This window comes from Dehalogenimonas alkenigignens, assembly GCF_001466665.1.
Taxonomy (GTDB): domain Bacteria; phylum Chloroflexota; class Dehalococcoidia; order Dehalococcoidales; family Dehalococcoidaceae; genus Dehalogenimonas; species Dehalogenimonas alkenigignens.
Genome location: NZ_KQ758903.1, coordinates 599,494 through 626,216, shown reverse-complemented (window position 1 = coordinate 626,216; position 26,723 = coordinate 599,494). Strand labels below are relative to the sequence as shown.

Here is a 26,723-nt window from a genome sequence, read left to right as displayed (position 1 = left end):
AATTTTCCGACAGCCAGGGACTTCGAGCTCGGCTGCGTGCCCCAGAGTTGCGGCTTCAGATTAATTAAAGGAGGAAATCATGGGACGTTACGCCAACCATGAAGAGTTCGGGGTGAACGCTCCCGTAAACTACCGCGAGGACATGACAAGCGAGGTCTATCTCGAAGGTATGTCGGCGATCGCGCCGCCCGGCATGAGGCCTAAGAGGAGCCGCGGCGAGAAATTCGAGGAGAAGACCGACTTCAAGGCCTCGGCCCGGTGGCACCGAAACTTCGACCAGGCCATGTTCGGCGGATCGGATATCGGAGATGCCGACTTCGAGAGCCGGCAGATGGGTCTTGAGAGCAAGCGAAACGGCATCAAGCGGATCCCCGGGAGGCGCGGGTGAGCGGCCAGGTAAAGATAACCATCAAAGACAGGGAGTGGATCGCCGCTGTGGCGGCCGCCCCCTGGGAATTGAACCAGGGACTAGGCGGATCACCCGGGCTTGCGGTTGGGACCGGAATGTTTTTTGACCTGGGGTCTTCCCGGGCTATCGAAGTTACGACGGCGCCGATGCTGTTCCCGCTGGACATCGTCTTTCTCTCCGAGGACTTCACCATAACAGAGTTCTATCGTGATGTCTCGCCAGGCTACCTGGTCAGTTCGACTTCGCCAGCCCGATTCTTCATCGAGGTGAATGCCGGCGAGTTAGCGGGAATCGAGGTTGGCGACGAGGCCTCAGTGAGCTGGCTTCCGCTCCAGGAATTGCCGCCGGCAGCGCCGGATTGGTCAAGCACGATTGCTTTACTTGGCGGGTCCTTGGCGGCCGGGATATTTCTGATTGGCTTGTCCCGCCATCTCACTAATTCAGTTATCGGCTCATCCGGTTCTGTCCCGCAGTCTGCGGCTAGGCACTTTGATGCCAAATGCGAGATCGTCACCCCTCGAAGTTACGACTTGATGAGCTGGGTCGGCGCTCCGGTGCCGGATTACAGCTTTTCCATCGAGCCCGAGGCTAAAGAGCGCCGCATCGATGAGGTCCTGAAAAAGCTCAAGGACGGCGTCGACGGCATCCAGTCCAGCAGCCATTTCCGAAACTTCCTTCTCACGATGTCGAAATTCCACGACTATTCTATCGGCAATCTCATTCTCATTGCGTCACAGAACCCGAACGCCAGCCGGGTGGCTGGCTTTAACACCTGGAAGGACCTCGGCCGCTGGGTCAAGAAGGGCGAGAAGGGCATTGCCATCCTCGCGCCATGCCTGCCGCCGAAATCGTCTTTGAAAGCCGAGCATGTTGACGAACCCAAGGGCAAGAAAGATGACGAGGAAGAGGAGAAACAGGAATTTCTGCGGCCGATCTACTTCAAGGTGGTCTATGTCTTCGACCTCAGTCAGACCGAGGGCAAACCGCTGCCCGAATTCGAGGTGCCGGTGCTCACCGGCGAAGCCAATGAGGAACTTTTCGGTGACATTACGCACCTCGTCCGCAGTGAAGGCGTGCATGTCGGGTTTGACTCTAAGCCGTACCAGGATCCGGCCATCAAGGGCTTTTTCTCCGGCAAGGAAATCTGGGTCAGGCCCGAGGAATCGCGAGCCCAGCAGTTGAAGACGTTGATCCACGAGGTGGCTCACTACTATTCAGAAGGGGTCTTCCACATCCCGCGGCGTGATGCCGAAACCATCGCCGAAAGCGTTGCCTTCACCGTCGGCGCCCACTTCGGCTTCGACACCGGAACCAGGTCTTTCCCTTATGTCGCCCTCTGGGCGCAGGACAAGAAGGTCCTTGAGCGAAATCTGGCCTCGATCCGCCAGGTGACCACCAGAATCATCGAAGGGCTGGAGTCTCTCCCTAAAAAGCCGGCAGGAGTGTGCTAACGTATGCCTTCGGAGATGGAACTGAGACCGAGCAGGGGCGGTTTCCTCCGGCCTTTCGGCTGCGGCTGGTTTATACGGGAATACCTGCTGGGGAACGGACCGGAGGATTCGCCAAGAATCGACCCGGAGCGCGGCGCTCCGCAGGCGGACATCAACTACGAATATAAAGAGGCGCTGGCCAGGGCGACCGCCAGGGAGCGGGCGGAGAGGATCATCAGCAAGCAGGTGGTCCGCGGTGTGGATGTCACCGAGGAATATGCCGAGGAAATCTACCAGAGCCAGCTCAGGAAGGTGTCACGGAAGTTTACCCACATGCGCTACCACTCGTTCCTGATGTATTTCGGTGTGTTGAAGAGGTTAGGTTGGGTGGAGGCGACAGAGCGGCAAGAACCGTCTGCTATTCAGGACAATTACCCCGATGCCCCGAAGCGGACTTATTACCGGCTGACCCAAGAAGGGATCTCTGCTGATGACCGGTCTTGGGCGAATCCACTATTTACTTTGTATCCCGAAATCGGACCGAACCATCTGAAAAACAATTGAGCACAAAAAGTTATCTCGAACCGCAAGACATCGGCTGCTTAACTAGCGCCGCTGGCAATTTACGCGACAAGCTGCTGGCCACCACATTGTTCCATCTTGGCTGCCGGGTTTCGGAAGCGCTGGGTGTCACTGCCGATGACATTGACCTAAACAACAGAACTGTCAACATCAAGCACTTGAAATCCCGCATCAAGCTAAATGTCCTAAATGCGGTACAGCTCTCTGTCTGGCAACGGTCTTCTGCCCGAAATGTGGGGACAAGGTCGAGACAGCGGTCAAAGAGCTGAGAGAGCATCGCAGGCAGCATGTGCTACCGTTGGACGACGCACTTATCACCCTATTTAGGGAATATATCTCCCAAGCCCGGTCAGTCGAAACGGGAAACGCCTCCTTTTCAACAGGCATAGAGCCTGGCAAATTATTAAAACTCTCGCCGAGAAAGCTGGCTTGCCGAGGATCATCAACAACGAATCAGGCAAGGTTCATTACGTTTCACCGCATAAGCTCGGGGACGCTTTTGCGGTGCACGCAGTTAAACACAATGACACCGGCGACGGCCTGAGAATGCTTCAGGAGCATCTTGGTCACCAGAGCTTCAACACGACAGCCCAGTATCGCAAGGTTGCTGGTGAGGAACATCGGCGTTGGTACGATGATCTCTGGGAGAGCGGTGGCCCCGTTAATGCCTAAACGGGGCCACCGCCCACGACCATTTGGTTGGGGAGGCTGCACATTCGCAGACAACGTGACCATACACCAAAAGAGATTTTACTATCAGACGTTGAGATCGCGATTTTTAAGATAGAGAAAGTTGTCAAACCGATGAGAAAGGATATGCGCATTTCTCATTGTTCATAAGATATAACTGACTATCCTTGGTGGGCAGCCGAATGCCTGGGGGTTAGTGTTAGTCTGTCACTTAACCATTAATTCGGTCTATTGATTTTTCCAACGCCAATCTGCCCTCTGCAATGCAGTCATCGATGCTTTTAAAGTCAATCCATCCAATCTGATTGACTCGAGGTTTAATTACAATATCTGCATCGACAACGCTGTTTTTTAACGCCTGACAACCCACAAGGTTAATTGTTTGAAAGGCAATATTGAAGATATTAGGCGGTTTAGAATTTCCATCAAAGATCATATCCCCAAGCGCATTTTCCCTAGAAACGGTATCAACCGCGATCACCACATCAGCGCCCATGTCTTTCAAGGTGGCGACGGGGATCGGATTGGTAATTCCTCCGTCCACTAATAAGTGCCGTTTCAGGCGGACTGGTGGTAACAGGATCGGGATAGAAATGCTGGCCATGACGGCTTCCCAAACTGGCCCTTCGTCAATCACTACGGTTCTTCCTTGAGCCAAGTCTGTGGCCGAGCACGCAAAGGGTATATTTAATTCAGAGAAACGAATATCGCCAATGGCAGATCTTACCTCCTCAGCCATTTTTCGGCCACGGATTAAACTCGACCGTGGCAATACGGGGTCAAAGAGCAGCGAGAGCCTTTTCTGGCCCAAGTCACTTACAACACGTTTTATTCCTTCGACCTCTTCTCCACGAGCATACATGGCAGCAATAAACGCTCCCATGCTGGTACCCGTAATCATATCGATGTGGATGTCGTGGTCTTTGAGTCCTGCGAGAACTCCGATATGAGCCAAACCCCTAGCAGCGCCGCTACTTAGGGCTAAACCAACCTTCTTATGCATCAACTGCTTCTCTAGCTTGGAAAAGATATGGAAGTGGGAACGACCTTTAAAACATATGAACTACAATCTTGGTTATGTATGGACCCACCGTCATTTCACGCCCCATTAGACTCTGGGAAGGAACCGAGGCGGTGGTAATCCACCTTAAATGTAAGGTTCACTTGGATTAGTGCCTATTCCGTTTAAACATCAACCACTCGTTCTTAGGGCAACAGCCAGCGCCCCTGGGCCGCTGTGCACGCCGAGTACTGGGCCTATGCGGCTATTGGTGACGCCTATTTTATGGCCAGCCGCAATACGGGCTGCAAGATCGTTAGCTTCCTCTGGAAGAGTAGCGTACACAACGGCTACTTCCTCTACATCCGGCGTATTCTGGACGAATTCAAACAGCTTCTCTTTACCCTTGGTGCGGCTGTGAACCTGGGTTACAGGCACGAACTCGCCTTCCTTGACGGTTAGTAGTGGTTTGACATTTAATATCGAGCCCATTAAGGATTTCGCTTTACCGATGCGCCCTCCCTTGTACAGGTATTCTAGGGTGTCGAATAAAATTAGTAGTCTCGTGTTAACCACCATATTACGGACGGCAGTGGCGATTTCAGATAGCTCTTTGCCAGCATTGGCCATCTTGGCTGCGGCAATCACCATCAAGCCTAGAGCCATCGTCAGGTTCTTGCTATCGATAATCTCGATGGGACATTCAAAATTCCCGGACTTTTTGGCTTGTTCGGCAGAATTCAGGGTACCGCTTAACTTTGAAGATATGTGTATGGACAAAATGCCATCCGCGCTCTTGGCAAGCCAGCTGTAGGCAGCTACGAAATCCTGTGGAGTTGGCTGAGAGGTGGTGGGTAAAACTGGGCCTTGTAGTCTCTTATAGAACTCTTCAGTGGTCAAATCAACACCGCCGCGGTAGGACGCACTGCCGAAAATCACATACGACGGCACCACGGTGATACCAAGTTCGTCCACCAGATGGGGAGGAATGTCTGCGGTGTTATCAGTCACGATGCGAATCGTCATTGTTGCTCCTTTCCCTTTAATTTATCAGTCAAACGCCTAATCGTTCCCCCTTTTTAATTTCAAGGGCCGTGACCAACCCATCCGAAGCCAGGTTCTCACCTTCCAATCCCATAGGAGCACTATGAGGTCGGCAATTTTATTGAAAAACCATCGTAAACCATTTTTCACCTTGCCCTCCTTCTAATGAACCCGTGATTACCTGTAGCTTCAGAATCCTTTCTACTGGCCTAAGCCTAAAATTAAAAAGACAACGCCACTCACAACGATCCCGATAGTAAGCCCCGCTAATATCTGCTTTAGGGTGTGTTCCCCCAACTTGAAACGTGACAGGCCGATAATTGGCAACAGCGGGATAAAAACAAGCCCGATCGGTCCGTAAACAAATAACAGTGCCACCTGCATGGAAGTGATCATGGATATATGAAAACTGGCCCGGTATCTTAAGTTAACCAGCGCGGTAGCCAACATTACGGCGGTAAATCCAGTGAACATTATTGGTAAATCAGGTGCGCTATTCAGAACAAGGAGAATCAGTATAGCGGGGGCACCAAAAAGAAGAGTGAGAATTAGAAGTTGTCCTGGGTCGTCGCGAACCAGAGAACGGGAGACCTTCTGGTGGATTCCGCCATTAGACTGCGCTCGAGCTCTTAACAAGGTGTAAAAAAAAGGGAAGACAAACGCCGGAAGGAGCGCTAATACCGTCCACTTGGTACATTCAATAGGTTCTTTGTAGACGTGACACGCAGTCATCGCCGTCGTCGGTACCAGCATCGCCCAGGGGTGGAAAATGTTAGAAATCATCCGGGCGTATCGCGGCGCCATGGCCATTTTTATAGTCGAAACAGGCATTTCATTACTCATTTACCCAATATCCATGGTCATTATGCGAAGGAGGCCCGACCGGAACCACTGGGAAATGAACAGCCGTCTTGAGGTATGCTGCGAGGCGGTGAATATGATATGAATCCCAACACATTTCGTAACTATTTATCCTTAAGAAACCAAAATATTATCTAAAATTTTTAATTTACGGGTATTTTTATTACATGCCACGCGTCCCTGATAAAATGATGAAGTTTAATAACACTGTCCCTGCAAAGAATCTGTAGAGATGCCTCATACTTCTCGGCGATCTCCTGATATTTACGCATTAACCTGTGGGTCTTTTGGTCGGTATGGGCTAATCCTAGAACTATGCCAGGGAGGATACTCATGCGGTGTTTACTGGCTGGCGCCTCCAGTAAATTATCAATCAAGTAACGTTCGACCAATTCATGCCTGGTTTCTTTGAGCTTCAGAAACAGCGCCGCCATGACTTCGGCGCATTGAACAAGCGGTGAGCGCTTTCCTGAGACGGCAGTTAGCAACTCGTTTAGAGTGTTTTCACATTCGGCAGCCTTGCCGCGGCTCAAATTGTCTAAAATATGTACTTTCACGTCATTCCAGTTATCCCCTTCATGGAGATCGCCTGTTAAATATGAGAACAACTCAGCGGCATCGGCGGTAGGAACGAAGCGTATGTTTGAGCGCCCAGGGCCACCGCTTTCTTTTGGTGTATCATATCTCGAGGTTACCAGCCCCTTCTTCTCCAGAAGTCTTAACATGTCGTAAGCAGTTGAGGCGCTTATTCCCAACCTTTTAGCAATCACACTATAGTGTATAGGTTCTTGCATCTCTCGATAAACATCGAGTAACTTTTTAATAAAGGTTTGTTGCCGAAAAGTAAGCTGCATTATGATGTCTCACTAGGAAGCGTATTATCCAAAGAAACAAAAATATACTACCACCCCTCTCTTTAAGGTGTCAACCCAGCCTGCTCGTTCGGGTGACCTGTGATTGACCTTCCCCACGAAAACAGATGAACCCTGACTTGGAGTCCTCCAGCGTGATAAGATGCGCAACAAGGATTTACCTTGAAAGCCAAGCAGTACACCAAGGGGGGAGAGGTTATCGCCGTTCTAAAAGGAAACGAGGCCGATGCTGGGTCACCGAGCACTGGATGATTGGCTTATCGCTTTGGCGTGAAGCTGATTTTCATCCGGCTCGGAAACCGGTTGGAAATGTCTTGCAGAGAGTTTTGACGGGAACGAAGTGAAACCGAAGATATTGAAAAGGTTTGCCTCCCAAAGAATATGCTAAAATTGATATGGGATTCGATCCTAGGACGGGGCCACTCGTAAGGCAAGGAAGTCCTATTAAGTATCGAGAGACCCGTAATGTTAAATATTTGCCTTGGTCTGTTGATGTTGTTTTTATGCATGGGGAACCAAAGACGACTTTTTATTGCGAGGTGAATCATGTTTAAGACGGTTATCGTTCCTCTGGACGGATCACCGGTTTCTGAACAAGTGTTACCAAAGGTTGTAGAGTTGGCTAAATGTTTTTCTGATGCCAAATTTATTCTTTTACAGGTGATCCAACCCCTTAGTTCAAGTGTTACCGGCACCCTTGCCTTGTCAACGGTAGGCGAAATAATGACGCTAACACATGGAGAGGCAAGCGATTACCTCAGGGATATCGCCGCGAGAATCTTACCGGATAAAAATGTACGCACGATAGTCGAAGAGGGAGAACCCGCGGTAATGATCCTCCAGACAGCTAGAGAAATGAAAGCTGATTTAATTGCGATGGCAAGCCACGGGCGAAGTGGAATTGCAAGACTAGCCTTAGGGAGTGTCACAGACCGGGTAATCAGCCACGCTGAGATACCGGTGCTCGTTATTAAAGCAGTTTAATCCGTGGAACCTTTAATAGAAAACGACCTGCTTATGGTCGGTCGATCAACCAGATCCTCCCAATTTGGAAAGTTTCCGTTCTTTTCTTGTGTCTACGGCAACGATCACGGTCGGCAGTACAACAAGGCTGGACACCAGGGCAAAACCCACGTTGATCATCGTCACCGCTCCGAAGTCGGTCACAATGGGGAAATCACGTGCGAAGAGCAAAGCGCCAAACCCGCCGATGACCGTGAGACCGGACGTAATAACCGCTCTACCAATCTTGGTCATGGCAGTAGTCATCGCAGTTTTTGGATCTTCACCCTTGTTCCTTTCCTCGTTGTAGCGCATCATCATTAAGATGGTGAATTCAACACCAATACCGATGATTAGGGAGCCTAGCGTGGCGGTGAGGGCGGTGTATTTAATGCTTCCGAGGAACATCACAATGTTTGACCAACCGATAATCATGGCGATTGGCAAAGTGGCGATGAGGGCGCGCGGAAGGTTGAATCTGAAAAGCAGGAAGAGGCCAATAAACACCAGCCCCACTCCCAATAAGGTCATTTCGGTACGCCCGGTCGTGAGTGAATTCAAGATCTCAATACCTAGAATCCCTTGACCAGTAACTACGGCAGTTACTCCAACGGGCGGTGAAGCAACATACCCCTCAATAAGAGTTTTCAATTCCTGTAGTTTTGCGATGCTAACCTCAGGTCCGGTGCGCACGGTGATATTTGCCAATGCGTTGTCCGGAGTTAGTAGGTTCGCCTTTAGTAAAGAGGGTATGTAGTCCAGGGCCTGATCTACGGCAGCCTGAGTAGGCGGGATCTGACCTTGTCCTATCTGAGCGACGGTATCAGCAATACCACTGGCGCTGACTACCGGGACGGTTGACTGGTCTAAAATTTGACCCTCAATTTCCAACATCCACTTGAGTGTTTCCGGGCTTATGACATTGCTCCCTTTGACCAATATGTTAAATGCTGCTGATCCGCCGGATATTTGGGACAGTTCATTGAAATCCTTCATTATCGGCAGGTCTTGCGAGATGTATTTGAACTCGTCAGTTTCGGTTGGTATGCGGTTATCTAGAATTACACCGACTACCGCAAAAACCCCAGCAACGATAATAATAAGCAGCGGATTACGGATGACCCACGGCGCAAGTTTCTCCAGGCCGCGCTCAACTAGGCCGGTCTGGGTTGTGTTTTTGCCTAGTTTCGCAGTCGTTTTGGAGTTTTTGCGCCGGTCATGCATGTAAAGAACCGGCAATAAAATAAATAATGAAACAAGATAACAAGCTATAATTCCTAGCACGAGCATCAAGCCGAACTGCTGGATCATGGGTACGGGTGAAATAAACAGAGCAATAAAGCCTAAGGCGGCGGCTACTATCGCTATGGCGATTGCCGGCCCGATATGGGTAACAGAATCGATGATGGCCTCTGCGACAGTTTCTCCCCGTCTCGCCTCTTCATCGTAGCGGTTATGGAATTGTACCGCGTAGTCGACACCTAAACCTATTAGTATTGGCAAAATAGCCATACTGACCATCGTGACCGGCACCGACAGCCAGCCCATCATGCCAAAGACGTAGATGCTTCCGATTATCACGGCACCGAGCGGCAGCCAGCGCCAGGCAAAAAAACCACGAACCGAAAAGACTACAGCCAGAATTAGAAGCATCAACAGTATCGATATCCCGACCATAATGCCCATGCTTTTACTAAGCAAAGTCTCCATCTCGGAAAATATCACCGAAGTGCCGGTGACCGACCCTTCAACCCCAACAAATGAGGCCCGCTCTATCGCCGACTGTACCGAGGCTACCACGGCATCGATTTGTTCGGCAGCAACATCGCCCTTCAAAGTGATTATCACGATACTAAGCCCATCACTTGGGAAGAGGTTCTTCAAATCCGGCCGTAATACGCCGTTATCAAACAGGATTGAATCTAAAGTCATCTGATCCGGAGGCAAAATGGCTGCACCCGTTATTTGAGCCATAGCTTGTCTTAAAGCAAATCCTGGTCCGATAACAGAAAGGACGCCGGATTCGCTGCTCAGTTGCTGTTCAATGGTATCTAGCGCTGTGATATTTTGCAGGGATGTCAAGTCAGACAGACGCTCAGCCCGGGCGAGTACTATTATCGTTTCCGCGCCGAAATGTTCGTTAAATTCCAGGTAATCCTGATATACCTGAGAATCGGTGCTGACCATGGTTTCTATACCGGTTGCAAATGTTAAACGGGTTGCGCCATACAGCGAACCGACAAGAAACAGGACCCCGATGCCTATTATCAGAATACGTCTATTTTCAATAAACCGGCCAAGATGTCTAAAAAGAGTGTTCACTTAATCCTCGCTGGTAGTATCAGATTGAGTTGAAGGCTGTAAATGCCCCAGGTCCATAGCCCTCAACATCTCAGCCGCTCGAGTCAAAAATCCAGTGATATGCTCGGCTTTTACGATCATCAGTCCACCGGGGCTACCGAAAACAAGCAGCTTCGAAGAAGGGATAAGAGTAAAATCTTTTCGCGCTTCCGCTGGAATGACCATTTGCCCCCGCTCGCCAATGGTGGTTGAGCCATAAAATTTGGGCTTCCAAACGTCATCAAAATTCGTCTTAGCCATAAAAACCCCCACACAAGGATATGATATACATGATACATCATACTTATCTAATTGTAAAAGGAGCCATATGTCCATTCAAGACTTATGGTGGCTTGTAAGGTGCTTTGGCGTTAACGATTTCAAGTAATGGATGGCTAGATAAGCATAAACGTTTGCAAATAGCGGGGGCATTCAAGGATTCCCCTTATGTTATATAGGCCTATTGATTGCAGCCGCCGGTTGCTACTCTGGATTGATTCCTTCTATCACACTACGATCATGAAATTGAATAGACGGAGCTACCGAATGAACGATCGGAAGAAACAAAAAAAGGCGACCCGAACTCAAAGACGCGACCAATGAGAGCATTTTGTATTATCGTCTGCTCAAAGTGGCCGGTTTTGATCCGTCCCGGTGGCTTGAAATTTAGCTGTCCGATGATGGTAGAGGTGCAATCCGCGTTTTAGATAATTCAGGGGGGACTCTCGGATGAGTCCACCCTGAATTTTAACTTGATTATTGGGCGATAAAGCCACCATCCACGGGGAAAGCGACGCCGGTGATAAAGCAGGCCTCGTCCGATGCTAAAAATAGCACCGCCTGAGCAATCTCCTCGGGATTCCCCAAGCGGCCACACGGTTCAAGAGCCACAAATGACTGCCTAGCCTCTGCGCTGCCGCCGGTAAATCGGTCGATCATCGGGGTAGCAATAACACCGGGGCAGACGCAGTTTACTCTGATGTTTTGCTTGGCGTATTCCAGGGCCGCTGTCTTAGTCAGCTGAACGACACCTCCCTTGCTGGCACAGTAAGCGGGCATGTTAGTAAAACCGACGAGACCAGCGACCGATGCCGTGCTGACTATGATACCGCCTCCTTGTTTGAGCATCTGGGTTATACCATATTTCATACCCAGGTAGACACCTTTCAGATTGATGTCGATCACCCTATCCCAGTTTTCTTCAGTCGAATCGTGGGTCGGAGCCAAGGCACCTTCAATACCGGCATTGTTGTATAGAATGTCAAGCCGCCCGTATTTGTCGACCACACTTTTGACCGCCTTTTCGACGTCAACCGCTTTCGACACATCCACTTTGACGAACGCGGCTTCACCGCCTGAGGTTCTTATCATGTCAACCGTTTCCTGTCCGCCTGTCCCGGAAATATCAGCCACCATCACCCTGGCTCCTTCTTTGGCGAACAGCTGGGCAGTTGCACGACCAATTCCCGATCCAGCACCAGTTATTAGGGCTACCTTGCCAATTAACCTAGCCATAGATCCCCTCCATAATTTTATTCGGGCATATCCTCAATCCGGGTGGTTCGGTCAAATCACCCGAATATAATTTTAGGACGGGGATAAAAGGAATGAGGTCTTTTAGGATTTTTGGAGGGCTTAATTCTAGTTCCTTGGTACTAGTACTGTCAATAGCCGAAAAGAACTCCAGGCTCCCATTTTTCATTTTCTGACAATTAATTCGCCCCGGGGGGAAGGGTGAAAATCGTGCTAGTTCTTAAGGATGAACAATGTGACTTTTTGTTTGACAATGAAGCTGGAAAAACACGCAAACGCACCTTAACAACTGAGCACGAAAAGCCTTGACCTGAACGCTTGCCCGAAAGGGGGAAAGCGTGAGTTCAAGCGTAACAGCACTGGGGGAATACAACCGGCCTGGGGGCTTTTGTAGTCGGTGTCACAAGGTCTGGATGCTAAAAGAAAGGCAAGGCGTTTGCCGATGGTGCGGAAAGGTCGCCACCTGTCAGACCACTAAGACAAGCGCCTTGCGTAGCTTCAAGTCTAATCGAAGCTCAAGACCAAAGCAAGCCGATACATCCGGCAACGGCTATGACCACCTATCCGGCAACTGGCTTACCTTCTATACCATAGCCTCGAAGTTCAGCCACAAGGCCAAGCCGGATGAACAGGATGACCTTTTACACGACATCATCATTACCCTTGCCGACGTGGAGCGCAACAACGGCCACCATCCGTTTACCGAAGCGGCCATGTACCGCATCGCCAGCCGCGCCCAAGCCCTGTACTGGCGGAAGCGTTACCGGATGGACAACGGCCTTACCTGCGGGGACTGTAGCAAGGCACAGCGGCGGACGTGTAAAGAGGACTGGCTGTTTTCGGCGTGTCCCAAAGCGGTTAAGCTCGAAAGCCTGAATAAGCCGGTCACAGACGACGAAGGCAACATCACCGAACTCGGCGATCTAATTGCCGACGACAGGGCGTTGGACCTCGATGCCTGGCTGGATGCCAATACCTTCTTGCTTCAATGCCCCGACAGGCTAATCACTATCGCCGAAAAGCGGCGGGACGGGTTAGCCCTCGACAATGCCGAGATGATTTACCTTTGCCGCTTTCGGAAACGGGAACAAAAAAGCCTGTTTTCCGGTGAAAGGTTTCAGCCCCATTTCGCAACTAATACAGTGGGAGCTTCGGCTATGCCAGCGGTTTGCGGGTAGCCGGTAGCTTACTACTAGGCGAAGCCGATGGACTTGCCCGTCATCGGATAGCATTAAGGGGGTCGGACAATCGAACAACTGAATATCGAGGGCAAGCGTTCAGGTCAGGGCTTTTTAGCGCACAAGGCGGTACTGGTCAACGCCTTATCAAGAGCACTCGCCGAAAGGGCGATGCTTCTTGACCTCACTATCGGGCGGAAAGGCTTTCTCACCTACCTTAAGTCTTTAGGCGGGAGTAACATCGTCAAGATTGTCCCGTCTAACGGCGATGCCAGCGTATCGCGGGTCGCCGAAAAATGCCTCAAGGTGGTCTGCGGAAGTAGCACCAGCTACCTCGAACACATGGCCTGGGTCGGCGAAAAGACACCCCTTACCCTATGCGACATCAGGGTAAGCCCCTCGAACTCGGTCAGCCCCAACCTCGGCGCGACGGAGCTATCGGATGCCCTGTCAAGGGTACTGCCCTTCACCTCGGATGAGACGACACGCCCCATTCTCCAGTGCGTTCTCTTTCGGGTGAAAGACGGCAAGCTGTCCTTAGTGGCCGCCGACGGCTATCGCCTCGCCGTCCTTCGACTCCCCTTCGACGGGGATGAGGGACAGGTGCTTGTTAGCCGCGATGAGCTTAAGGGCGTCACCGGAGCGTTGAAACGGGCGAGACGGGTCAGGCTGTCGCTTGACAAGAACGGCGACAAAGACCCGATGAGCTTAGTCCTTGACACGGAGCTAATCCGCTACACGTGGCGGGGATGCGGCGGGAGTTTCCCGGACTATGAGAAGCTCATTCCCGCCGAAACCAACATCCGCGCCAGCTTCGACACCAACGAAGCGATAAAGGCGGTTAGCTCGCTCAAGGTCGTCGCCAACGTCAAAGCCTACGCCTTAGACCTTACCATCGGGGACGGCAAACTGGTCGTCTCAAACACCGATGACAAGGGGACGGCGGAGATACCTGCCGACACCACGGGCGAGCCGATCAAGGTAAGGCTTGACGGCGGATACCTCGCCGAAGCTCTAAGAGCTTCTGGCGGGATGGTCGAGCTAAGGGTCAAGGACGCAAGGTCGCCGATGCTCTTCACCGCGCCGGACTATGAGCTGGTGGTCATGCCGATGCTCCTGCCGGAAGCCAAGAAGCCGGCGGACACGTCCAAGACCGCTGAACCCGCGAAGGCCGAAACACCGCCGCCCGCCGAACCCGCCGAGCCGAAGGTCGAGACAGTCGAGGCCGTTACGCCGGAGCCGACAGCCGAGCCAGCACCCGCCGAGGAAGTCGCCCAAGCCGTCGCCGAGGCCGAGGCCATCACGAAACCCCCGACTGGATCGGGGGCGAAGGCCAAGAAGCACACGAAGGCGAAAGAACCAGTCGCCGTAGCCTGAAAAACCTGAAACTTGAACGCTTGAACTCGCAAAACAGCCGCACAGAAAGAGGTGTCAAAGCCTCTTTTTGTGCTTTCTTTTTGTAAGGGGATATTCCTGCCCCATGCGGCGGGAACATCCCCTTTCGTTTTGACTGAACGGGCAATCCAATCACGAAAAGAGAAAATAGGTAACGAAGGGGATGACAATTTGGACGCACTATTGGTAATCAATCCCACCGTCCCATTAGGCCAGGTGGCGGCCACACGGGGAGTTTTCGCTCTGGCTGGTGAGAAGCCCGAGTTTGCCGAATTCATGCGCCGTTCCTTGAACCGCCATGCTAAAGGTGACTGGGGCGAGCTCGATGAGGCTGATAAGCGGGAGAATGAGCTCAGCCTGAAACAGGGCTTCAGACTACTGTCCGCATATGAGGCAGAGGATCTACCCAAAATCTGGATCATCACGGAGGCCGACCGGTCGGCGACAACGATTCTGTTCCCGGATGAGTACTAACCCAGATGGTCCCTGTCCACCGGCACAGGGTTATCAGTGCCAGCAGATTAGAGGGGCTACTACGCCCAAATTGGAGGGAGAACTTTGCCAATCAAATGGAGTGCTCTCAAAGTGAGCGAGGCGATGGACATGGTCGAAGAATTCATCGACCAGTCCGCCGAACCGTTAGAACAGGCCAGACTTGTGGCAATCGCAGCCAGAGGTATTGCCGATATACCGCAATACATCGACGAGCGATTGGCTCATCTTACTGCCAGCATCGGACGAATCGACCACATTAAGGGTTCAATCAAGGCAGTCCGTGAGTCTTTGCCAGTCGGTGCCGCGGTTGAAGAGCGAAAAAGAATCGAAAGCGGCAACCAGCTCGTCCTGGTGGCCTAGACCAAGTCATCCCAGTATCCACAGGGATACCTGTGCCCAGAAACTGGAGGAAAGTAGTAACAAGCATGACAGGTCAGCTCAATCTGTTTCAGGGCGTTGAACTGGCCCAGCCGGAACCGAAAACGACGGTGAAGCTCGGCCGGAGGGCGGCCCAGATACCGTTGCGAAAGAAACAACAGGAAGCCGCAAAACGTCTGATGGAAATATTGAAAGAATTGGAGGGTAACGACATTTTCATCGGCTCATACAGTACTGGTGGCGGCCACTTCTGGATCGATAACTTGAAGCTTTCCAAGCTGAGAGTGGAATCGTTCAGGACAGAGCGTGACGAATCCGTCCCGCCACCGGTCATCGTTTTGTGGGGCAACAAAGGGGCTTGCATCAGGATATTCGCCGACTGTTTATTGGCCGTTCGAGAGCAGGAGTACCAAGATTACTACCACTATCTCCTGGATTTCTGGAATGGCTTCGGCCAAAGCCCGATCTATAGCTATCGATCGCACTACGCCTGTCTGGCCATCACCAGATTCAAGAACTAACCAATAGAAGAAAGCTCAATCGAAAGGGAGCCTGGGGATATCTCAGCTCCCTTTTTTCGTTTTTACTACTGGACTTGGGTGGCCCGATTTGGTCCGAAACGGTGGCCAGATTACTTCGGTGAGGTGGCCACACTGGTCCGAGACGGCGGCTGTTTCTTCCGATAATCCCCACACCAGAATATTCATATTTCAAGCGGCTCTGGCAAGCACTGTGGGGCTTAGTCCGACATACGCAGTTTGCGCTAATCACACAATCTTTGAATTGGTTTCATTATAAATAATGCCTTCGATTACCCATTCTTCGGTTTGTTCGCCCTTATCATTGGTCTGGAGATAAAACTCATATCCAACATCCTTTCCATCCAAAAGGAGTGGTGCAGCGCCACCTTCTGGTCCAAGAGGAAGAATTTTAATTTCGTGGATTCTTCCATCCTCAATTTTCTTGTATGCGCAGATGGAAGCTCCAATAATCAAACGCTCCGTAAGGTATTCAAGTTCCCTCATCATTAGCGCCGAAATGCCTGAATCACGGTTGCCGCAATGAAGAGCCTGTCCACGCAATTTCCCTAATCGCTGGATTAGCGCGACGTCACCGTTTTGTAATTGTACCCCTATACTCTTAGCGAATAACTCTAACTTGCGAGAAAGAGGCCAATCGCTCGCAAGTAACCTTCTCTGTAACATTTCCGGTGAAATGGTTAGTAACTCTTCAGCATTTTTGGGATATTGAATACTGGTGATCGCTTTTTCCAAAGTGTGCTTGACAGGCTTTCCGGTTCCGCTAAACACTGCGGGGTAGCTTATCGTATCTAGAACCGACTCTAGTGCAATCCAACAGCCCAAGAATTTATCGAGGATGCTAACTTCACTGGAGCCAATCGCATACCAATGGATTGCTCTTTGCAGTCCTGAAATCAGTTTATTCTCTGTTTTGGATAGGACGTGCTTTCCCGTTTGACAAGCCACGCCCCCTTCAGTAAATATTTTCTGGAATCGACGTATAAATATCAACAGTCGTTGTGAAATTGATTCTAAATCAAGCTGTTGTTTATCCGGTTGGATTTTGGGAATTCTTATCCAACCCTTAATGCTTTGGACTTCTCTGATGAAAATCCAATCAGTTAGTTTAATATTAGATTCGAGATATTCACAATTCCATCCAAGTAATTCGCTTTGTCGTCGGGTTTCTAGGTGACTCACTCCGGTCTTAAGTGCGAAATTGATTACGTCGATGGTTAACCTCGCTCGTTCCAATCCAAACTCCTCTGCCTCAAGGAGTGTTTTCGCCATAACAACTCCGAACACGTGTGGAGTACCCTTCCTCCATTCGGGATGTCTTTCGTCGATTTTTAACTTATTAACGATCGGGTACACCACATCATCCATTTCACCGCCGGAGATACCCATGTCAGTGATCCAGAGCATTCTTTTTTGGTCTTTCATCTCAAGGCCTTGAATGGGAACCGCATAAATGAACGGCCTTAATTGTTGGTCATGAATCAAATCAGGGACATTTGATCCTGGGAGTCCGGCCAGTAGTGGTATCCAATACATTAATTCCTTGTTTGATAGGCCGAAAGAATACAGCGTGATAGGTGTTCTAGTAAGTTCAAGGGAATGGTCATGGAATGACAGCTCCAACGGTTTTCCTGGCAAATAGTGTGCTGCCACACATGTGCCCCCGAACTTCCGCTCACTTTGATCTGTCGTCGTCACACTCGCACGGTAATCCCAACGGATTTGTTTGCATTTTTCCGGATTGACTTGGGCTGACGCAGTTAACCACCAATGGCTGCGCTTTTTGTGTTTGCACACGGTTAGTTTTTCGCAGTCACGTAAAACACCAGTCCCTATACTTAGTTCTTTGGAGGGAACAGCGTATTCTATGGGGCCTGGCCACGGGCCTTCGTCCAAATCGGCTATCAAGTCTTCAGGCTCTTTCGTTTTGGGCTCAGCCTTCTGGGTTTCCATAGTTCGTTCCCCTTCCTAGTGAGTATCGCCAATCATATAACATGCCCACAACACGTTGAAATATGGTGACCCTTGCAGAAAATATCACCCGGTCTTATCATAGCCTGAACCGAGCACGGTAAACAGTTAGGAGCCTAAGACGTGATACCACTCGAATTTGTCGCCAAGTGGGGGCGTACGAGGTTGAGGGAGCGGCAATCCTCTCAAGAGCACTTTTTAGACTTATGCCGTTTGCTTAAAGTCGCTACTCCTGCTGAAGCTGATCCGTTGGGGCTATTTTTCACGTTCGACCAGGGCTTAAAGAAAGAAGCCGGAGGTGACGGTTTCGCCGACGTCTGGCGTAAAGATCATTTTGCATGGGAATATAAAGGTCGGCACAAAGACTTAGTCGTCGCTTACAGCCAACTTCAGCTATATCGCGATGCTTTGGGCAATCCTCCACTTCTTGTTGTGTGCGATTTCGAGAATTTTGAAATACATACAAACTTCAACAATACCGTCAAGCGCATCTACAAATTTACTAACGATGATATTGCAGTCGAATCCCCGGTTAGCGGGTCACGTTTCTCGGCAATTGATATTTTACGGGCTTTATTCGAAGACCCAGAGAAGCTAAATCCAGGCAAAACGCCAGAAAAATTGACCGAAGAAGCGGCCAGGCTTTTAGGTGAATTGGCTGAGAATATGCGGCAGTATCGCAAGCTGACCGATATCACCGACCACGAAATCGCTCGCTTCATCATGCGAATGATTTTCTGCTTTTTTGCCAGCGATGTCGGCCTATTATCCAAGGAGTCGCTTACCAACATAATTCGCCTTAACAAAGGTAAACCCGCTTTTTTTCGTAAATATCTAGGCGAATTGTTTACAGCGATGAGAGATGGCGGTGAATTCTTAATGCACCGAGTGCCCCATTTTAATGGCGGGCTGTTTGACGATTCAATTGTTCCCGAAGTATTAGCCGACCAGATTGATGTTTTGGAACGTCTTGATCGGCTAGATTGGTCGGACATCGAACCATCAGTATTTGGAACTTTGTTTGAACGGATTTTAGACCCTGACACGCGGGCAGAATTAGGCGCGCACTATACCTCAAAAGAAGACATTCAAACTGTTGTTGAACCAGTGTTGATGTCTCCGCTCCGGGCACAATGGGCAGAAATAAAGTCGAAAGCTGAGCCGTTATTGTCTTGGCGTGAATCGGCGAATATAAGCCAGCAAAAGGAACTCTACACATCACTCTCCAAATTCCAAAAGCGATTAAGCAGCATACGAGTTCTTGATCCTGCCTGTGGCTCTGGGAATTTCTTGTACACAAGCCTTTCAATGTTGAAAGCACTGGAAAAAGAAGTATTAGCGTTTGCCGCTATGCATGGTATTCAAGGTTTGGCGCCCAAAGTTCACCCCAGACAATTGTTTGGGATCGAAATCAACGAATACGCACACCAGCTGAGTTCGGCGGTTGTTTGGATTGGCTACATTCAATGGAAATACCGAAATGCCATTGACCTCGAGAATGAAAACCCAATACTTCAATCACTCGAAAATATCCATCATATGGACGCCATACTAGATAGAACCGATCCAGCTAACCCAAGAGAACCGGAGTGGCCTGATGCCGATGTGATCGTGGGTAATCCCCCCTTTTTGGGAAGTGGCCTTTTACGCTCTCGTCTTGGGAACGAGTATGTAGACGCTCTATTTAGTTTGTACGGTGACCGTATACCCAATTCTAGTGATCTTTGTTGCTATTGGCTTGAAAAAGCACGTGCGATGATTGAATATCGGCATCTTAATAGAGCCGGTCTTCTTGCCACCCAAGGAATCCGGGGTATAACTAGTAGAAGAGTGTTAGAACGAATTAAGCAGACCGGGGACATCTTCTTTGCCTACGCTGATCGTCCATGGATACTAGATGGAGCTAACGTCCACATATCCATTATCGGATTTGATGAAGGTTCTGAGCATAACAAGACATTAGATGGTAATCCTGTCACTTCAATCAATGCTGATTTGACTGCCGGCGTCGATCTGACGAAGGCAAGGCGCCTAAAAGAAAATTTAAATATTTGTTACATGGGTCCTTCGGCGAAGGCACCCTTCGATATCAACACACCTTTGGCGAGGACATTTCTTAAAGCCCCCATCAACATCAATGGACGTCCTAACTCGGACGTTGTACGTCCTGTTGCAAGCGCAGTTGACCTCGTTCAAAGAACTAGGAATAAATGGACAATAGATTTTGGCTTGATGTCCGAAAAGGAAGCTGCGTATTACGAATTGCCGTTTGAATATGTTAAAAAGACAGTCTATCCGATTCGTTCTAAGAATCGCCGTTCAAGCTATGCTGCCAAATGGTGGCAATATGCCGAATCTCGGCCTGGAATGCGCGCAGCTTTGCATGGCAAGGAGCGTTATTTAGCTACTCCTGGCGTTTCTAAACACAGGATATTTGTCTGGGTGCCGCATGCAGTCCTTTGCAATCAAGGCACACTTGTTTTTGCAAGGGATGACGATTACACGTTTGGGATACTCCAATCTAAAGTTCACGAACTTTGGGCTCGCGCAATGGGGACCCAGCTTAGGGATGTAATAAGCGGATTTAGGTACACTCCGACGACGACGTTTGAAACATTTCCTTTCCCCAGTCCCACTCCCGAGCAGACGGAAGCCATCTCTATCACCGCCAAACGCCTAAACGAATTTCGCGAGCGGTGGTTGAATCCTTCGGACGGTGAATACAGTTCAAGTGAGCTAAGAAACAGAACCCTCACAAACCTATACAACTCTCGACCTACCTGGCTTGACCTAGCTCATTATGAATTAGATCAAGCCGTTTTTCAGGCTTACGGTTGGGCTGTTGACTTAACGCCGAACGATATTTTATCGCGTTTACTAACTTTAAACTTGGAACGCGACCAAGTGTAGGAGAAACGCAAGACTACACCAAAACGAATTTCAATCTTTTGGAAATAGTGGTGGATCGCGGCTTACGAATCGATGAATTATACCTTAAGCAAAAATCCATTCGTGATTAGGTATTCCCAGAATGAAGCGACGTTTGCTGCCACCTTGCCATGCACCAGGACCCCCATTTCGAGGTTGCCCGTTAGTCCAGGACTAGTAAGGTTTGCACTACCAATATATGCATGGGTGGAGTCAACGACAAATACTTTGGCATGTGATCCTAAAAGTTTTTCATCCTTAACGTTTGGCATTGGTCGGTATAGATTGACCCGGGTATTTCCCACAGAGGAAACCCACCCCGTTTTAAAGATGTTAATCCCAGGCAAAGTGGAGATGACATCAAGCCGAACGTTCCTGTTCAAAGCGTGCCTTAATGCGTCCGCTAAAGGACTGCCCGTTTGATTATCACTAGCCTGCACGAAGGGAGAAGCTATTAGTATATGCATCTTTGCTTGGGCAACCAGCTGTGTCAAAACCCCAATCGTCGTACGCGCACGAAACTGATGCGCTAGCTGTGCTCCGTAAGGTTCTGGAGGGGTGATGACCAACTCTAATTGATCGTAATTGTTTTCGGTGCTAATCATCTCATCTCAGTGTAGAATCGAGGTATCCGACGCTAATATTTCCAAGTTTTGGGTCCGGGCCACCAAAAAGTAGCGAACGACTCAGATTAAGATTAAAGAATCTGCAGCTCGTCTCGGGCAAGTGTGTGCACGCGTGGCAGCTGCTCTCGCGTTCGAAGCAAACCGGGTCGTACACGCAACGGCCAGCGTCATGAATCGCATTGAGCCATTCGTCAATGGATTGTTCAAAGAGAGCAGTCAAAGCTCCGATAGTAGCTCCAAACCGATGATTACTATAGAAGGCAAACATGAGCGCTGATGGTAAAACGTATTCAGACAGACTCGTCCGATCTAAGCCACATAGAAGGGCTGCTTGGCGGATTGAAATATGGCTCAGCGTATGAAGCAAGCCAAACACCATTCGGGCCTCTGGATTATCGGCACCCAAAGTTTCACGTAAAGGGATATTGTCGAATAATCTAACGAAATACGCCTTGCTCGAAAGGTCTTTGTCACCTCCGTTTGGTAATTTGGGGTTGAATCCGTTTCTTTCCAGCCACTTTAGAACACGGTTATGGTCCAGACTTAACATGAGAGCATCGGCTTGTACTTGGTCTACGAAAATGGGGAACTTACCGCCATGCTCACGGTCTTGCGGGAAGGGGTTGAGGCGGCATTGCTTAGGCGAGTACTCAGCTCGACTGTATCCGTAAGAGGCGTTAATGATAGGGAAATCCATAACTAATGTCAGACGAGATAATCCCAATCCTCGTGCGGTTTCGACAGTTGAAACGGCGGAGGCATTATCAAACAATTCCTGGGAACGCCCAGTTTCCTTTGGCATTATTGCGTCCAACATACCTTGACCCGCGCGCTCCCATACCTGCCTCTGCACACCCGTACGTTGTTCAAGAGCCATTATTATGCCACTTGGGGAAGAGGCTAAACCTTCTTGTTCACGCTGCCGGCGTAGAGCTTCCATCTCTTTTACGAATTGTTCCGGAGTAAGTTCACCGCTCGCTTGCCGCCTTAATAGGCCGTCCAAATCAGCTCCCGATAATCCAACACCTGTGTTTTCGTGACTGTGTGGCGAGACAGAGGAAAATTCATTAAGCGGTTTGTGCCCAACTTCCGGGAGACCAATAAATTTTCCCGCCACAATGGCAGGCCATTCAGGCAAATTAAAGAAAGGATCAAGCTGCCGATGAGGGATATTGAGGAGAACAACGGTGTGTGCGTAGAACGTCGGCCCAGCGCGGTGAACTAAAACGTCCATTCGCTTTAGATTTGGGTCAGTGTCGGGCCACTGACATTCTGGACACCATCCACCAAAAACCGGCACTGCGCTTCCGCATTGTCTGCATATCCATCGAAAACTTGATATTCGTTCGCTTCCTCGCGTGTCAAGAGCCATGTTATTTGAAGAATGGCACTGAGTGCAGGGAGGTGGCCGAAGTGCCTGCACGGCGCCGCAACGATGAATTTTTACCCAGCGTAATTGCATCAGTTCTCCACGCTTGCAAGTTGGACATAACTTTGGCAACGAATCTTTCCCAGTAAAATCGAACACTCGACCGCAAACACGATTTTGACACCAGAGCACTTTCGGGAAAATCTCTGACTGTACGCTCTGCGGATCAAGTAAAACAAATCTGGATGTGTCGCGCAGCACGTCATCTCTGAGCAAGGGCCTGAAATCCTGACGCCAAGCCCTCGCTTCGTCAGCAACATTACGAAGAAGAACTACTGCGTTGAGATCGGTCCGCTGCACCCCTCGAATGTTAGCCACTTTCGCGATTGTTGCAACTCGCTCAAAATCAAAGGTTTTTCCCGGAAGGTAATTGAACATTATCTGCTGTTTGCCGCGTTGCATCTTACGTCCCATAACTCTGTTCCTTTCTGAGATTTACCACTTGCGCATTTTATTAGTCCATTGGGTACCAACGTCGTCGAGATCTATCTCGATAGGATCGTCAACGTCTCTTAAGCTGCGCATAGGCCGGGGTATCAGCACATCCGAGACGAAAATCATTCCTGAACTCGAGCCGACAATTTGGTCCAAAAATTCTTGAACTCGTACATGAATCTCATCCCGAAATGTGTTTTCCCCTTTGCTGGCGGCCGCCTGTACTAGGTAGGCTTCCTCCAGGAAAGGTGTGAACATATCAGCTTTGATGGTTCCATCGCTTATCTTCTTTTTAACGAAGTCAAGCTTGTAGTATCTATCGGGGTTGGATTCAGTGGAATTGTTTGCGACGAGTTGCAACAATATCCCCATAAACAATCCGGGTAACGTCCGGTTAATGCTAAATTTCGACCATCGGTTAATAGCCACAGGTTCGACTAGTTGTCCGAGAAACTCATGAAATTTGTTGAAATATGAATAATGGCTTTGGTCTCTTTCACGGACTGGATGAAGACAGCACAATACAACCCCTATGTGCGTGCGTCCAATGCGGCTCGAAGCTTGGATATATTCTGCGTTTTGTCGAGGCATTCCATAGAAAATCATGGTATTGAAGCGGTCCACATCAACACCGTGGCTAATCATGCTCGTCGCAAGAATGGAAACCGGTTGTGGATTTGCTAGCGACATCTTTTCAGATTTCTCGAGTATAAGCGTGACATCGTCAGTGCTGGTGCTGCCGGTAAGCTCAGCAATTTCTAACCCTGATAGCCCATCACGCTCTAGATTAGGGTTCACATCTCCTTCCAGGTCGGTACGTATGGAATTTAACTCACGGTTAGCTGAGAAATAGGACAGGGATGTTATGTACGAGTCAAGTAATTCTCTGTATTCTTTGGTGCCTGGCGATAGATGTCCTCCATAGGGATTTGGCTGGTTCACGGATACCTGTTGCATGTTTTGGATCTCGCGGTGATAATACTCTATGATTTCGAGCATTGTATTGAAAATCGTTTTGTTGTGAGGGATTAATCCGATAAACAGGCGTTGTGGGTAGGTCAGAGTTTGCGCATAAAATGATTCCCCTAGAGTCGGCCCAAGTCCTGGAAACACGCGGGCTTGATTTTGGGCGCGACCATATAGGTGCTCCGTTTGTCTTGCGAACGATTCAATCGTCGCTGAAGACGCGATGATTTTGATGGAATTATTTTCACCGAATTCTCGCCTCAAACGCTGAACGAAGGTTTCATAATGCGAATCAAAGGTGCCTAGCCCCTCTTTTAGAAGATGTAGTTCATCTTGAACGAACAGAGTTGGTCCTGACACTCCCGAAGGGGCTCCGGGACGAAGTCGGCTTCGATCTGTACATTCCTTCTGGCAGCATTTCCCCTTGTAATAGCCATGCGCAACACAACGCCCGTCTACTTGGCCAAATATCTGTGATAACTTGCGTTGATTGCCTATGCCTGCGAGCTTATCGATGGTACCGACGATCACGCTTGGCAAATAGCGGTAAATCTCATTGTCAACAACGTAAACCGGAATCACGCCATCTTGAAAACTACAATCATGGTTTGTACATCGATGAATGATTCGAACACTTGACGCATCAAAATCAACCCTAATAGTCGAAGTACGACAAGAGGGACAACGAACCACTCTCTTCCAGTGTTGGCGAGCTACCGGATCGTTCGCTTGACTCCAAGGCGGGTCTGGTGGCTCGTTAGAAAACGGAGGAGTTATGTCATTAGGCGTTGCTTCCTTCCCAACGAAGTAGCCAACAGCAAATCCATCAACATTTGGACCTGAGAGCCGAGGGTCATTGTGACTTCGCCGAACCAAATCGGCTAGTCCAATAATATCTGCGACGCGTTGTGTTTGTTGTAATGTTAGTAGACGCAACGGGAACCGCGTCCATGCTGTCACGCCTGCCGTCTTTCCTCTTAAACGATCGAAGAAACAATGAAAGACGGTGGTTCCTAGGTATGCTTCGGTTTTGCCACCGCCTGTGGGGAAGTATATGATGTCAACCATTTCTCGTTCGGATTCGTAAGGACCATTGGCCATGGCAAGCGCCATGATCCCGGGTATCTGACTAACAATAAAGACAATTTGAAAAAGTCGCCATGCCGTTTTGTTAGGGTCGCCTCGAAGGAAAGTTTCATTCGTGAGTTGAAAAGCTAATCTTATATCATTGTTGCTTCGGATCAATTTGTAACCGCGCCGGAAAAGGTCTATTTCTGCCTCAAATTGTTGAAGGTCTTTACGAAACTCTGGTCCAAATTCAGTCTGCCATCCTGGGTCGTTATTTGCATATTGATTCTCTGCGCTTTCCCACACTTGTTTATATTCAGTCATTGCGTTCAGTATTGCTTCGAGCGTAGGAAAAGGATCTTGTGTGAGGTCAGCGAAGCGAGCAGAAGGGGAAATCCGGGTGACAAAGCGCATCTGTCTGTGAGTTGGTGTATGAGTCGTCGCCAAAACCTTTACCGAGCCGGAACTATCATATTCAGGCTCAACCGAGCAATTGAACCCTCGCCCCCATAATCTTCGGTCATTACGGAAGCTACGCGGAGCTAAATTCAATTCAAAGGGAAGCACGAGGCCACCAAGGAAACTGAAATCAGCCCTGGTATCGAACAAAAAGGCTTCTGTATTTGGGGCTTCATCTGGCATAGGAGAAGCGTTGACAAATTCCAACAGCAGGGTACACTCTGAAGGGTCATTGTATTGTCGGACGGTGGCATGCAATTCCCATCTCCATTCCGGGATCACGTCACTGGTAAGTGAACGAATAAAGCTAGCGTAGCTGGCTGCTGAGGTTAAGGAGGTTTCAGTAACCCGCACACGTTCCGTTTGAGCCCCTGAGGTTCTGATTCGGTCTGGATCGTTCATCGCAATTTGTTGTGCACGTATTGTTTCTGCCCGAAGAGCGTCACGTAATTCATGTGTGTCTATGACCCATTCATCTCCAATATGTCGAAGATAAATCCTTCCTTTTGCTAGGCAGGTTATTTTACGAAAGCGTTTCAGGAGTTCGTCTTTTTGTGCTTTTGGCCGCTTACGATCAGACGTGGACAGTGCTACCTCTGGTGAATCTTTTTCAATCCGCTCCGCGGCGGCCTCTTCTGAATCGTTCTCCAACTCATTCTCAGCTTCTTCATTGACCGGATTGGATTGAGGTCCATGCTGTGGGTTAGTCGATGGCTTTTCTGCAGTCAGGCTCTCAGTTGCTGACGTTGCTTGCTGGTAGAACGAGAGCTGTTGGTTCAACGTTGGGAAAATTCTGTAGTAGCAGGACCAGTTAACGCCAACATTAACGATTAGTTCAGGTTCCTCTGGCTTTAATCGGAACTCGGCACCGAACGCCATGGGAGACATCTTGCTGAGTAATTCCCGTAGCGACGTAGGCTGGTTGTCCTCGGAGACGTCACTTTTAGGTCTTAGGTTGCCTATGAAATAAACATCTCTAGGAAAGTTTCCTACGCATTCGTCTTCACTTCTTCCGAACGCCTTGAAACAGATTTGGTCAACGAGATGTTGTGTGAGTTTGATTTCTTCTTCCGAAGTCCAAGACATGCTAGCC

Annotated in this window: 23 protein-coding genes; 12 read left to right on the top strand and 11 right to left on the bottom strand. The window is 49.5% G+C overall.

Features of this window, described 5'->3' with window-relative positions:
• Positions 1 to 79: 79 nt before the first annotated feature.
• The 5 genes from DEALK_RS03295 (at position 80) to DEALK_RS10220 (ending at position 3,093) form a co-directional block, all read left to right on the top strand.
• A complete protein-coding gene (locus DEALK_RS03295) occupies positions 80 to 388 on the top strand; it encodes a hypothetical protein (protein ID WP_058438660.1) in 309 nt (102 codons plus the stop codon).
• On the top strand, positions 385 to 1,860 hold the full coding sequence (locus tag DEALK_RS03290) for an ArdC-like ssDNA-binding domain-containing protein (protein WP_058438658.1): 1,476 nt from the start codon (positions 385 to 387) through the stop codon (positions 1,858 to 1,860). The genes DEALK_RS03295 and DEALK_RS03290 overlap by 4 nt, the downstream gene beginning before the upstream one ends.
• Positions 1,861 to 1,863: 3 nt before the next feature.
• Entirely contained in the window at positions 1,864 to 2,403 is a 540-nt protein-coding gene (locus DEALK_RS03285) for a hypothetical protein (RefSeq protein ID WP_244881573.1), read from the top strand.
• A complete protein-coding gene (locus tag DEALK_RS10225; RefSeq protein ID WP_338032925.1) occupies positions 2,340 to 2,690 on the top strand; it encodes a tyrosine-type recombinase/integrase in 351 nt (116 codons plus the stop codon). The genes DEALK_RS03285 and DEALK_RS10225 overlap by 64 nt, the downstream gene beginning before the upstream one ends.
• 160 nt (positions 2,691 to 2,850) lie before the next feature.
• Complete coding sequence (locus DEALK_RS10220) at positions 2,851 to 3,093, top strand: site-specific integrase (protein WP_244881571.1); 243 nt, start codon at positions 2,851 to 2,853, stop codon at positions 3,091 to 3,093.
• 229 nt (positions 3,094 to 3,322) lie between these two features.
• Here the strand turns inward: DEALK_RS10220 and DEALK_RS03280 are convergent, their stop codons facing one another.
• From DEALK_RS03280 to DEALK_RS03265, 4 genes are all read right to left on the bottom strand, one after another.
• Complete coding sequence (locus DEALK_RS03280) at positions 3,323 to 4,114, bottom strand: patatin-like phospholipase family protein (protein ID WP_058438656.1); 792 nt, start codon at positions 4,112 to 4,114, stop codon at positions 3,323 to 3,325.
• 189 nt (positions 4,115 to 4,303) lie between these two features.
• Positions 4,304 to 5,137, bottom strand: coding sequence for a DegV family protein (locus tag DEALK_RS03275; protein ID WP_058438654.1), 834 nt, complete (start codon positions 5,135 to 5,137; stop codon positions 4,304 to 4,306).
• Positions 5,138 to 5,356: 219 nt separating this feature from the next.
• The gene (locus DEALK_RS03270) at positions 5,357 to 5,998 is read right to left on the bottom strand and encodes a hypothetical protein (protein ID WP_144437071.1); all 642 of its coding nucleotides are present in this window, start codon (positions 5,996 to 5,998) and stop codon (positions 5,357 to 5,359) included.
• 161 nt (positions 5,999 to 6,159) lie between these two features.
• Positions 6,160 to 6,870, bottom strand: coding sequence for a helix-turn-helix domain-containing protein (locus tag DEALK_RS03265; protein WP_058438650.1), 711 nt, complete (start codon positions 6,868 to 6,870; stop codon positions 6,160 to 6,162).
• Between the two features lie 564 nt (positions 6,871 to 7,434).
• Here DEALK_RS03265 and DEALK_RS03260 point away from each other — a divergent pair.
• Positions 7,435 to 7,872, top strand: a complete 438-nt coding sequence (locus DEALK_RS03260; RefSeq protein WP_058438648.1) for a universal stress protein — start codon at positions 7,435 to 7,437, stop codon at positions 7,870 to 7,872.
• 45 nt (positions 7,873 to 7,917) lie between these two features.
• Here DEALK_RS03260 and DEALK_RS03255 read toward each other — a convergent pair whose 3' ends face one another.
• From DEALK_RS03255 to DEALK_RS03245, 3 genes are all read right to left on the bottom strand, one after another.
• Positions 7,918 to 10,212 carry an efflux RND transporter permease subunit gene (locus DEALK_RS03255; RefSeq protein ID WP_058438646.1) on the bottom strand — a complete coding sequence of 765 codons (2,295 nt, stop codon included), beginning with the start codon at positions 10,210 to 10,212 and terminating at the stop codon, positions 7,918 to 7,920.
• Positions 10,213 to 10,491: an AbrB/MazE/SpoVT family DNA-binding domain-containing protein gene (locus DEALK_RS03250; RefSeq protein ID WP_058438644.1), complete on the bottom strand. Its 279-nt coding sequence runs from the start codon at positions 10,489 to 10,491 to the stop codon at positions 10,213 to 10,215.
• A gap of 495 nt (positions 10,492 to 10,986) precedes the next feature.
• On the bottom strand, positions 10,987 to 11,745 hold the full coding sequence (locus tag DEALK_RS03245; protein ID WP_058438642.1) for an SDR family oxidoreductase: 759 nt from the start codon (positions 11,743 to 11,745) through the stop codon (positions 10,987 to 10,989).
• A gap of 506 nt (positions 11,746 to 12,251) precedes the next feature.
• Here DEALK_RS03245 and DEALK_RS03235 point away from each other — a divergent pair.
• From DEALK_RS03235 to DEALK_RS10095, 5 genes are all read left to right on the top strand, one after another.
• Positions 12,252 to 12,941: a hypothetical protein gene (locus tag DEALK_RS03235; protein ID WP_186007573.1), complete on the top strand. Its 690-nt coding sequence runs from the start codon at positions 12,252 to 12,254 to the stop codon at positions 12,939 to 12,941.
• Between the two features lie 171 nt (positions 12,942 to 13,112).
• The gene (locus tag DEALK_RS03230; RefSeq protein ID WP_244881570.1) at positions 13,113 to 14,318 is read left to right on the top strand and encodes a DNA polymerase III subunit beta; all 1,206 of its coding nucleotides are present in this window, start codon (positions 13,113 to 13,115) and stop codon (positions 14,316 to 14,318) included.
• Positions 14,319 to 14,507: 189 nt separating this feature from the next.
• On the top strand, positions 14,508 to 14,810 hold the full coding sequence (locus DEALK_RS03225; RefSeq protein ID WP_058440024.1) for a hypothetical protein: 303 nt from the start codon (positions 14,508 to 14,510) through the stop codon (positions 14,808 to 14,810).
• 84 nt (positions 14,811 to 14,894) lie between these two features.
• The gene (locus DEALK_RS03220) at positions 14,895 to 15,191 is read left to right on the top strand and encodes a hypothetical protein (RefSeq protein WP_065128683.1); all 297 of its coding nucleotides are present in this window, start codon (positions 14,895 to 14,897) and stop codon (positions 15,189 to 15,191) included.
• Positions 15,192 to 15,256: 65 nt separating this feature from the next.
• Positions 15,257 to 15,730: a hypothetical protein gene (locus DEALK_RS10095; RefSeq protein WP_058438629.1), complete on the top strand. Its 474-nt coding sequence runs from the start codon at positions 15,257 to 15,259 to the stop codon at positions 15,728 to 15,730.
• Between the two features lie 246 nt (positions 15,731 to 15,976).
• Here DEALK_RS10095 and DEALK_RS03210 read toward each other — a convergent pair whose 3' ends face one another.
• Positions 15,977 to 17,701 (bottom strand): hypothetical protein, encoded by a 1,725-nt coding sequence (locus DEALK_RS03210; RefSeq protein ID WP_058438627.1) that lies wholly within the window; start codon positions 17,699 to 17,701, stop codon positions 15,977 to 15,979.
• A gap of 141 nt (positions 17,702 to 17,842) precedes the next feature.
• Between DEALK_RS03210 and DEALK_RS03205 the strand changes: the two genes are divergently transcribed.
• Entirely contained in the window at positions 17,843 to 20,629 is a 2,787-nt protein-coding gene (locus tag DEALK_RS03205; RefSeq protein WP_058438625.1) for a class I SAM-dependent DNA methyltransferase, read from the top strand.
• Positions 20,630 to 20,706: 77 nt separating this feature from the next.
• On the opposite strand, the gene DEALK_RS03200 is transcribed toward DEALK_RS03205, so the two are convergent.
• Genes DEALK_RS03200 through DEALK_RS03190 form a run of 3 tightly spaced genes read right to left on the bottom strand, consistent with a single transcriptional unit; the run spans position 20,707 to position 26,716 of the window.
• Complete coding sequence (locus DEALK_RS03200; RefSeq protein WP_058438623.1) at positions 20,707 to 21,252, bottom strand: phospholipase D-like domain-containing protein; 546 nt, start codon at positions 21,250 to 21,252, stop codon at positions 20,707 to 20,709.
• Between the two features lies 1 nt (position 21,253).
• Positions 21,254 to 23,116 (bottom strand): zinc ribbon domain-containing protein, encoded by a 1,863-nt coding sequence (locus DEALK_RS09925; protein ID WP_144437069.1) that lies wholly within the window; start codon positions 23,114 to 23,116, stop codon positions 21,254 to 21,256.
• A gap of 21 nt (positions 23,117 to 23,137) precedes the next feature.
• Positions 23,138 to 26,716, bottom strand: a complete 3,579-nt coding sequence (locus DEALK_RS03190; protein WP_244881609.1) for a helicase-related protein — start codon at positions 26,714 to 26,716, stop codon at positions 23,138 to 23,140.
• Between the last annotated feature and the right edge of the window lie 7 nt (positions 26,717 to 26,723).

Bases quoted from the DNA above. Each gene is read 5' to 3' on its own strand.
- DEALK_RS03295 (WP_058438660.1), top strand. From the start codon at position 80: ATGGGACGTTACGCCAACCATGAAGAGTTCGGGGTGAACGCTCCCGTA.
- DEALK_RS03285 (WP_244881573.1), top strand. From the start codon at position 1,864: ATGCCTTCGGAGATGGAACTGAGACCGAGCAGGGGCGGTTTCCTCCGG.
- DEALK_RS03280 (WP_058438656.1), bottom strand. From the start codon at position 4,114: ATGCATAAGAAGGTTGGTTTAGCCCTAAGTAGCGGCGCTGCTAGGGGT.
- DEALK_RS03275 (WP_058438654.1), bottom strand. From the start codon at position 5,137: ATGACGATTCGCATCGTGACTGATAACACCGCAGACATTCCTCCCCAT.
- DEALK_RS03270 (WP_144437071.1), bottom strand. From the start codon at position 5,998: ATGAGTAATGAAATGCCTGTTTCGACTATAAAAATGGCCATGGCGCCG.
- DEALK_RS03265 (WP_058438650.1), bottom strand. From the start codon at position 6,870: ATGCAGCTTACTTTTCGGCAACAAACCTTTATTAAAAAGTTACTCGAT.
- DEALK_RS03260 (WP_058438648.1), top strand. From the start codon at position 7,435: ATGTTTAAGACGGTTATCGTTCCTCTGGACGGATCACCGGTTTCTGAA.
- DEALK_RS03250 (WP_058438644.1), bottom strand. From the start codon at position 10,491: ATGGCTAAGACGAATTTTGATGACGTTTGGAAGCCCAAATTTTATGGC.
- DEALK_RS03245 (WP_058438642.1), bottom strand. From the start codon at position 11,745: ATGGCTAGGTTAATTGGCAAGGTAGCCCTAATAACTGGTGCTGGATCG.
- DEALK_RS03230 (WP_244881570.1), top strand. From the start codon at position 13,113: ATGCTTCTTGACCTCACTATCGGGCGGAAAGGCTTTCTCACCTACCTT.
- DEALK_RS10095 (WP_058438629.1), top strand. From the start codon at position 15,257: ATGACAGGTCAGCTCAATCTGTTTCAGGGCGTTGAACTGGCCCAGCCG.
- DEALK_RS03210 (WP_058438627.1), bottom strand. From the start codon at position 17,701: ATGGAAACCCAGAAGGCTGAGCCCAAAACGAAAGAGCCTGAAGACTTG.
- DEALK_RS03200 (WP_058438623.1), bottom strand. From the start codon at position 21,252: ATGATTAGCACCGAAAACAATTACGATCAATTAGAGTTGGTCATCACC.
- DEALK_RS09925 (WP_144437069.1), bottom strand. From the start codon at position 23,116: ATGGGACGTAAGATGCAACGCGGCAAACAGCAGATAATGTTCAATTAC.
- DEALK_RS03190 (WP_244881609.1), bottom strand. From the start codon at position 26,716: ATGTCTTGGACTTCGGAAGAAGAAATCAAACTCACACAACATCTCGTT.